The sequence below is a fragment of the Halomonas sp. ND22Bw genome, from assembly GCF_003011945.1.
GTDB lineage: Bacteria > Pseudomonadota > Gammaproteobacteria > Pseudomonadales > Halomonadaceae > Halomonas > Halomonas halophila.
The window spans coordinates 1-355 of sequence record NZ_PXWD01000363.1; the positions used below are offsets into that span (position 1 = coordinate 1).

1 protein-coding gene is annotated in these 355 nt (G+C 66.2%); it reads right to left on the bottom strand.

Translation table 11 applies throughout. From position 1 onward, the window contains the following. A partial coding sequence (locus CVH10_RS18450) for a signal recognition particle receptor subunit alpha (protein WP_181244490.1) occupies positions 1-200 on the bottom strand: 200 nt, incomplete at its 3' end. Positions 201-355 lie beyond the last annotated feature (155 nt).

Consider the following 355-nt stretch of genomic DNA (forward strand, 5'->3'; position numbering starts at 1 on the left):
GAACGGATGACCTCTTCGCCCGTCGCGCGCTCGGTGGCGAAGGCGATGAATTCCTTGACGACCGGCAGGGCGACGTCGGCCTCGAGCAGGGCCACGCGCACTTCGCGCATCGCCTCGGCGACGTCCTTTTCGGACAGGGCGCCGCGCCCGGTGATCCGGTCGAAGACGCCTGTCAGCCGCTCGTTCAGAGCCTCGAACATTCACTACCTCATGGCGACGAGTGAAACGGCTCCATACGACAACGGCCCCCGGCGACGATCACGTCGGCGGAGGGTTCTCGCCGGGCTCGTTCTCTTTTGCGGGCTATCGGCCTTGCGGCCTACTTGAGCCCGAGTGGGCTGTGCTCAAGTAGCGC